At 68.5% G+C, this 7637-nt stretch carries 7 protein-coding genes; 3 read left to right on the forward strand and 4 right to left on the reverse strand.

What is annotated here, in order from left to right; all coding sequences use genetic code 11:
• Positions 1-50 precede the first annotated feature (50 nt).
• A complete protein-coding gene (locus VLF18_RS08335; protein ID WP_325279165.1) occupies positions 51-533 on the forward strand; it encodes a VOC family protein in 483 nt (160 codons plus the stop codon).
• A 516-nt stretch (positions 534-1049) separates the two neighbouring features.
• Here VLF18_RS08335 and VLF18_RS08340 read toward each other — a convergent pair.
• Genes VLF18_RS08340 through VLF18_RS08355 form a run of 4 tightly spaced genes read right to left on the reverse strand, consistent with a single transcriptional unit; the run spans position 1050 to position 3923 of the window.
• On the reverse strand, positions 1050-1577 hold the full coding sequence (locus tag VLF18_RS08340; RefSeq protein ID WP_325279166.1) for a rhodanese-like domain-containing protein: 528 nt from the start codon (positions 1575-1577) through the stop codon (positions 1050-1052).
• Between the two features lie 23 nt (positions 1578-1600).
• Entirely contained in the window at positions 1601-2827 is a 1227-nt protein-coding gene (locus tag VLF18_RS08345) for a vWA domain-containing protein (RefSeq protein ID WP_325279167.1), read from the reverse strand.
• 11 nt (positions 2828-2838) lie between these two features.
• Entirely contained in the window at positions 2839-3402 is a 564-nt protein-coding gene (locus VLF18_RS08350) for a hypothetical protein (protein WP_325279168.1), read from the reverse strand.
• The gene (locus VLF18_RS08355; protein WP_325279169.1) at positions 3399-3923 is read right to left on the reverse strand and encodes a PspA/IM30 family protein; all 525 of its coding nucleotides are present in this window, start codon (positions 3921-3923) and stop codon (positions 3399-3401) included. The genes VLF18_RS08350 and VLF18_RS08355 overlap by 4 nt, the downstream gene beginning before the upstream one ends.
• Before the next feature lie 167 nt (positions 3924-4090).
• On the opposite strand from VLF18_RS08355, the gene VLF18_RS08360 reads away from it, so the two are divergent.
• Entirely contained in the window at positions 4091-4789 is a 699-nt protein-coding gene (locus VLF18_RS08360) for a response regulator transcription factor (protein WP_325279170.1), read from the forward strand.
• The gene (locus VLF18_RS08365) at positions 4789-6951 is read left to right on the forward strand and encodes a HAMP domain-containing sensor histidine kinase (protein ID WP_325279171.1); all 2163 of its coding nucleotides are present in this window, start codon (positions 4789-4791) and stop codon (positions 6949-6951) included. The genes VLF18_RS08360 and VLF18_RS08365 overlap by 1 nt, the downstream gene beginning before the upstream one ends.
• Positions 6952-7637 lie beyond the last annotated feature (686 nt).

Here is a 7637-nt window from a genome sequence, read left to right on the forward strand (position 1 = left end):
CCCGCCGCCTGCGCTGAAGCGACGCCGCCACTCCCGACACGAGAGCAGCCATGCCGGAAAGCCAATTGCTGCGAATGGACAATATCGGCATCGTCGTGGAATCGCTCGACGACGCCATCGCCTTCTTCATCGAGCTCGGCATGACGTTCGAGGGGCGGGCGATGATCGAAGGGGAATGGGCCGGACGCGTTACCGGGCTCGGTAACCAGCGCGTCGAGATCGCCATGATGGTGACGCCCGACGGCCACAGCCGCCTCGAGCTTTCGCGGTTTCTCGATCCTTCCGTCGTCGCGGACCATCGGACCGCGCCGGTGAACGCACTGGGTTATCTCCGCGCGATGTTCACCGTGAGCGATATCGACGAGACGCTCGCGAGACTTCGCAAGCACGGTGCGCAGGTCGTCGGCGACGTGGTTCAGTATGAAGACGTCTATCGGCTCTGCTACATCCGCGGTCCCGAGGGCCTGCTGATCGGGCTCGCGCAGCCACTCCGGATCGAATCCGGAAACATGAGCAGCAACCCCGGATCCTGATGGGCCGCAACCTCGACGTGCGCGGCGGTTCGCACGACGACGGCGCCTGGCCGACCGGTGGGAACGCTCCGACGGCGGGTGGAACGAGCGCTTCCGCTTCGTGCCCGCCGGCGCCGGTCATTGCAACCTGATCGCCTGCCACGGCGGGAAATGCATCGCGGCCGGGCACGGCACGTCGGCGACCGGCGAAACATCGAACAGCGCGGCACATCCGGCGCGAGCGGCGGCCCATTCAAACTGCGCTTCGTGCCCGAGGGGGATTCGGTCGACGGCATCGGCGGCCGCGACTTCATCGGCGACGACAGCGCGACGCTGCGCACGATCATCATCGGCATTGCCGGCAAGATCCCCGGGATCGGCGGCGGTCTCGGCCGCCTGCCCGGCCTGCTGTGGCCCGCCGGCGACACGGGCAAGCGCGTGTACCCGCAGCGGCGCCTGCCGTTCTTCGTCGCGCGCGGCACGATGCGCTTGGCCGAAAACGACGGCCTCGCGCGTTGCGGTCGTTCTCTCACGCGCTCACGACCCCGGCGTCGACACGAGTTCCAGCTCCGCCACACCGGCATCGAGCAGCGGCGCCAGCTCGTACACATTGCGATAGCCGTAGTTGTACAGGGCGATATAGCTCGACAGGTTCAGCGACGCCGTCGCAGCCTTGCGCGGAAACGCGCGTTCCTCGTTGCGGAAGTTGTTGTTGCAATAGATCAGGATGCGCACGTTCCTGTCGGGCAGTACGCGTGCGAGGCTCGCGACGTCGATGTCGGGGAAGCTCAGGTTGATCGCACCTTTCACGTGCAGCTGGTCGTATTTCTCGCGGCTGCGCGCGTCGAGCACGATCGTGCCGGGCTCGCGGCTCATCTGCCGGAACTGTTCGACGCTGAGGCGCCGCGTCGCGCGATGCCGCGCGGCTTCGTGTGCGACGGCGAGATAGCCGGACATGTCGATCGCGGGATTGACCAGCGCGTCGGCTACCGGCGGTTCATCGGCGTGGGCGTGCGCGCTCGCCGCAAGAACGAGTGCGAGGATGGCAAGGACAGACAGACGCATGGCGGTCCCCAGTGGCGGTCGTGTCAATGCGCCGCAGCGGCGTCGTAGAACAGGCCCTTCTTGCCGGCCTGTTCCTTGATCGTCGAATACAGCTTGTCGTCGAACGACGACGCGCTGTCCTTGTGCTTGCGCTTGAGGTCTTCGGCGATGAAGGCCGAGCGTTCCTTGCCGAGTTCGGCGATCTGCGCCTGCAGCTGCGCGCGTTTGTCGGCACTTTCCTGCACGAGGCGCTGGCGCTCGCCGGCATTGGCTTCGCGCAGCGCGGGCGGCAGCTCGTCGGTGTCGAGCGTGGCCAGATCGACGCGGCCGCTGGTGACGGCGTCGACGAGTTCGTTCTTGCCGGCAAGGTTGGCGTTGCCCGCGGGCGCGGCGTTGAACACGGCGCGCCTGGCGCGCGAGGCGACCGAGCCTTCGGCGTGGACCTTTTCGGTCGCGGCGATCTTCGACTCGGCCTTGCGCTGTGCCTCGGCGTCGCCGAAGTACAGGCGCGTCGCATCCACTTCGCGCGACAGCGCGGCGATCTTCTCGTCGAACGGCGTCGCGACGGCGAGCGCATCGCCCTGCTGGCCGACCTGGAAATACCTGCCCTGCTCCAACGCCGCGATGCGCTCGAAGGTCTGGCGCGCCGACGGATCGTTGCCGGCCTGGATCGTGTTGACGACGATGCCGCGCGCCGCGGCAGCCTTCAGCGTCTCCGGATACTTCACGTCATCCGGGTAGTCCATGTGCGGCGGCGCGTCGCCGACGAGGAAAATCGCCTTGTAGCTGTCGGGATCCCGGCTCCAGGAGATGCGGTGAACCGCGTCGTACAGCGCCTGGTTCACGCTCTCCGGGCCGTCGCCGCCGCCGGCGGGACCGAACTCCATCAGCGTCGAGTACATCGAGTCGAGGTCGGTCGAGAGATCGATGACCTTCGTCACGTAGTCGTCGCCGCGATCGCGGAACGCGACGAGTCCCATATGCAGCTCCGGCGTCGGTTGCGCCTGCGCCATGGAACTGGCGATCGACCAGATGTTTTCCTTCGCGCCCTGGATCAGGCCGCCCATGCTCGAAGTCGTGTCGAGCACGAAGACGACTTCGATCTTCGGATGCGCGGCGGCGATGCGATGCGCGGCTGCTTCGGCGGGAGCCGCGGCCGGTGTCGCGGGTTTGCCCGGTGCGCGGGCATAGGGATAGCAGGCGAGCACGCCGGCGGTGACGGCGAACAGCGAGGCGAGTACGAGGCCAGGTTTCATGAAAGCGGGTTTCATCGGAGTCTCCTTCAGTGACGCAGGGTCAGCCGGCGCAGCGCGGCTTCCGCCGTGCGCTCGGCCTGGTCGAAACGGGAAGCGCCGCCGTCATCGGGCGACGCGGTCGTCGCCGCCGCGGCGGCGGGGATCAAGGTCCACAGCGCCTGGACGAGGAAGTACGCCCACAGCGCGAGGAACAGGCTGCGGCTGTGCATCGCGCCGTACGAGGCCGCGGCGATGGAAAACGTGGACAACGCGGCATCTTTCACGGCGGCGCCGAGTCCGTCGTGCAGGTAGCCGCAGCGCAGCAGCCAGAAACCGGCGGTGAGCGCCAGCACCCACGCCGGCAGCGGCGGGTCGAGCGCAATCAGGCCGGCGCCGAGTCCGACGGTCACGATCGCGACGACCAGCCTGCCCGCACGCATCGGCGCCGCCGAGAGCAGCGCGATCACATAGATCGTGCCGACCGTCAGCACGGTCAGGCGCAGCGCCGATGACGCACCGACGAACAGGGCCAGCGCACGGAAGCCGACCGCGCCGGCGAGGCTCAGCGCGACGGCGATCCCGATCTCGCGCCGGAGCGACGGCCGCTTCATGGCGCACTCCGCTGCCGGCGTTCGCGCAGCAGGGCGAGTTCGACGTCTTCGTCGCTGACGGCGAAGTCGCCGGGCGAAGCCGCCGCATCGACCGCGGCAGCCGGTTCGACATCGAACAGCGCAGCCTTCTGGCGCAGCGCGTCGAGACGCTGGCGCTGCGCGTCGAGCATGCGCCGGCGCTCCGCGAGGTCGGTCTCGAGCGCCGCGCCGCGCTGGTCGACGTGTCGCAGCAGGCGCTCGTGTTCCAGCCGACGGCGCAGCAGGCTGCGGATCAGCGCCTCGTTGCCGGCGCCGAAGGCGAGATCGAGTTCGCCGGCGACGCGCATGAGCGCCGCGTCGATATCGCGCCGGCGCGTCTGTGCTTGGCGCAGTTCGAGCTCGCGCGCTTTGGCCGCGTGAACGGCAGCCGCGAACTCGTCTTCCATCTCGCGCAGGGACTGGCGCAGCAGGGTCTCGGGTTCCTCGAGGCGATCGAGGACGGCGTGCACGTCGGCACGCAGCAGTCGGGCAAATCGGTTCATCAGGGCCATCGCGGCGCTCCTTCGGCGATGGCGCAAGTCTGGAAACGGCGGCCGCGCGACAACAGACGCGGCGACGTAAATTCGGCGGCCGAGGGTTTACAAACGATTTACATGCGAGGGCCGCGACGCCTTGCTAGGCTAGGTCGAACGCATCCGATGGACCCGCCGTGCAACGCAAGCCCCGCCTGCTCGTCGTCGAGGACGAAGCCGCGATCCGCGGCGGCCTCGTCGACGTGTTCGTCTACCACGGCTATGACGTCGACACCGCCGTCGACGGCGAACACGGTCTTGCGCTCGCGCTGACCGGCCGCTACGACCTGATCCTGCTCGACGTGATGCTGCCGCGCTGCGACGGCTTCTCGGTCTGCGAGGCGGTGCGCGCGGCCGATCGTTCGCAGCCCATCATCATGCTGACGGCGAAGTCGGCCGAAGCCGACGTGATCCAGGGGCTGAGCCTCGGCGCCGACGACTACGTCGCCAAGCCTTTTTCCGTCGCCCAGCTCGTACTGCGCGTGCAGGCGGTGCTGCGCCGCACGCGCAGCGAACCGACCACCGCGGCGATCCGCCTCAACGACGGCATCGAGATCGACACGCGCAATCTGAGCGCCAGCGTCGGCGCGGACGACGTGCAGTTCACGCGCCGCGAGATCGAAGTGCTGCAGTACCTGGCCGCGAACGCCGAGCGCCCGGTGCCGCGCGAGGAACTGCTGCACAAAGTCTGGGGCTACGCGAAGCATCTCGACATCGAGACGCGGACGGTAGATATCCACATCGCCAAATTGCGGCGCAAGCTCGAAGCCGACGTCAAGCATCCGCGCCACCTGCTCACCGTGCGCGGCGGCGGCTACCGCCTGGTCACCGCCTGATGGCCGCGCGCGGTGCCCGTCTTCGCCTGGCCGCCCTGCTCGGCCTGCTGTTCGTACTGCTCGCGATACCGAGCGCGGTGCTGCTCGTGCAGACCCGGCGCCAGATCGAATTCGAGGCGTTCCATCAATACCGCACGCTGGCCGACGAGCTGGGCCTGCGCATCGACGCCGAATTGCAGCGTCTCGTCGCGGCGGAAGAGGCGCGCGGCTACGCGGACTACCGCTTCGTCGTCGTCGCCGGCGACCCGGCGACGTCGACGGCGCTGCAGCGCTCGCCGCTCGCGCGTTATCCGGTAAGCGCGGATCTGCCCGGCGTCATCGGTTATTTCCAGGTCGCCGCCGACGGCGAGTTTTCCACGCCGCTGCTGCCCGACGATCTCGCCGACCCGAGCCGCTGGGGCCTGGAGGCGGACGAGGTCGGCCGACGCGTCGCGCTGCGCGACGAACTGCTCGACGTCCTGCGCCGCAACGCCTTGCTCGAGCGGCGCAGCGCATCGCCGGATACGCTCGCGAACGAGCAGGGAAAGCGCGAAGGCCGTCTCGACGTTGCGCGCAGGAACGACGCGGTCGGCGCGAAAGCCGGACGCCGGCTGCAGGAAGCCGCGACGCTTGCCTTCAGCGACGCCGACAAGGATTCGCCCGCCGGGGGTGAGCGTGCCGCGCAGGCGCTCGTCCCCGGCGCGGCACGGAATGCGAGCGAGACCGCGGTGCCGCCGGCAGCCGAACGCGTCGTCGCGTCCCAAGCGGCGTTCGACAAGCTCAATACATTGCCGAAGTCCGAGGACGACGAACGGCTGCGCAAGCAGAGCAACGAATTGGGCAAAGTGGACGAGTTGCGCATCGGCCGCAACTATCAGGACGAGGCCCTGGCCCAGACGAAGCGCCAGGCGCCGGTCTACGAGCAGAAGCTCAAGGCAAGCCTGCCGAACCGGGCGACGCGCAAGGAACAGACCGCGGTCGTCGACGCGCAGAGCGCGCGCGCGAATGCCGCGCCGCGCGTGCGCACGTTCGAGAGCGAACTCGATCCGTTCGAATACAGCCGGCTCGATGCCGGCCGCGGCGTGTTGTTCCGCAAGGTCTGGCGCGGCGGCCAGCGCACGATCCAGGGGCTGATCCTCGACGAGGACGCATTCCTGACCGGTACGATCGTGCGCGCGTACGAAGCCACCGCGCTCGCGCAGATGAGCGACCTCGTGATCTCGTACCGCCACGACGTGCTGCGCGTGCAGCGCGCCGCCGACGCCGGCCGGCTCGACAGCCTGTCGAGCGTGCGCAAGCTCACCGGCGAACTGCTGCACCAGCTGCGCCTGTCGGCACCGTTCGACGACCTGCAGCTGTTGTGGAACGTCCGCCGCCTGCCCGCCGGCCCCGGCGGAAAGCTCGTGACCTGGGCCGGCGTCGTGCTGCTCGTGCTGCTGGTCGGCACGTTCGCGCTGCTCTACCGGCTCGGCCTGCGCCAGTTGAATCTCGCGCGCCAGCAGCAGGACTTCGTGTCCGCCGTCAGCCATGAACTGAACACGCCGCTGACGTCGATTCGCATGTATGCGGAAATCCTGAGCGAAGGCTGGGCCGATGCGGCGAAGCAGCGCGAGTACTACGCCTTCATCCAGGCCGAGAGCGAACGTCTGTCGCGGCTGATCGCGAACGTGCTGCAGCTCGCGCGCATGGAGCGCCGCGAGTTGCGCCTGGATCTGAAGCCCGTCCGCATCGCGACGCTGCTCGACCTGCTGCGCTCGAAGCTCGCGAGCCAGATAGAACGCAGCGGCTTCGCCGCGACGTACACGCTCGCGCCGGAACTCGCCGAGTGCGAGCTGCAGGTCGACGCCGACGCGTTCGTGCAGATCCTCATCAACCTGGTCGACAACGCACTGAAGTTCTCCGCCAAGGCGGCCCGGCGCGAGATCGACATCGCCGTGCTGCCCCAGGGCGGCGACGCCGTGTGGAGCGTGCGCGACTACGGTCCCGGCGTCGACAAATCGCAACTGCGCAAGATTTTCGACTTGTTCTATCGCCCGGGCAGCGAGCTGACGCGCGAAACGCTGGGTACCGGCATCGGCCTCGCCCTCGTGCGCCAGCTCGCGCGGGCGATGCACGGCGAGGCGGACGTCGTGCAGCGCGAGCCGGGTGCCGAGTTCGTGCTGCGTCTGCCGTTGAAGCGCTGAGCGCGGAAGAACACGTTTCGCCCGTGTGCGGACGCCGACAGAAAGCGGCGAGCATCAGCGAGGAGAACGCGCGTCCATCCGGACAGCGCGGGCGCGGCACCACGGCGGCCGGTGCGGGCACGGTGAGAACCGCCGGAGGTGTCGGAACAGCCGATGCCGCATGATCACGGTCGTCATCGTCGCGGACGTGCGGCGATGTGGTCTGCGCCGACGGATTCGACACGGTTTGAGTGCGTTTCGCGAGCAGGCGAGAACGCACGACGAACCGGTGCACGTATCGACCGCTACGCCGTGACCGTTCGGCCGCCCAAGAAACGGCAGCGATTTCGAGCCCTCCATGCGTCGGCCTGGAAACGATCGCTTTTGATGCCGGGACGGGCGTCGTGCCGTCCCGCCGGCCGTGTCGGGGCTTCTATGTTCGTCGAGTCACGCCGGTTCCTGCCGGTTCGCGTGTCGCTGTGGGCGTTGCCGGTTTTCATTTCGTCCGGCACCGGCGTCTTCCGCGATGGCTTTCAACCGCCGGCGCAGTGAGCCGCAGGCAGCGCCGGCCGCCGCGAACAGGCGGCCGGCGCTGTCATTGCAGCACTCAGTTCACGGGCTTCACGTGTGCCGCAGCGTTGTAGCCCTCGACGCGCAGCCACCATTTGCCGAACGAGCCGCGCTCGACCGTCACGGCGGGACTGTTC

The organism is Tahibacter sp. (assembly GCF_035481375.1).
GTDB lineage: Bacteria > Pseudomonadota > Gammaproteobacteria > Xanthomonadales > Rhodanobacteraceae > Tahibacter.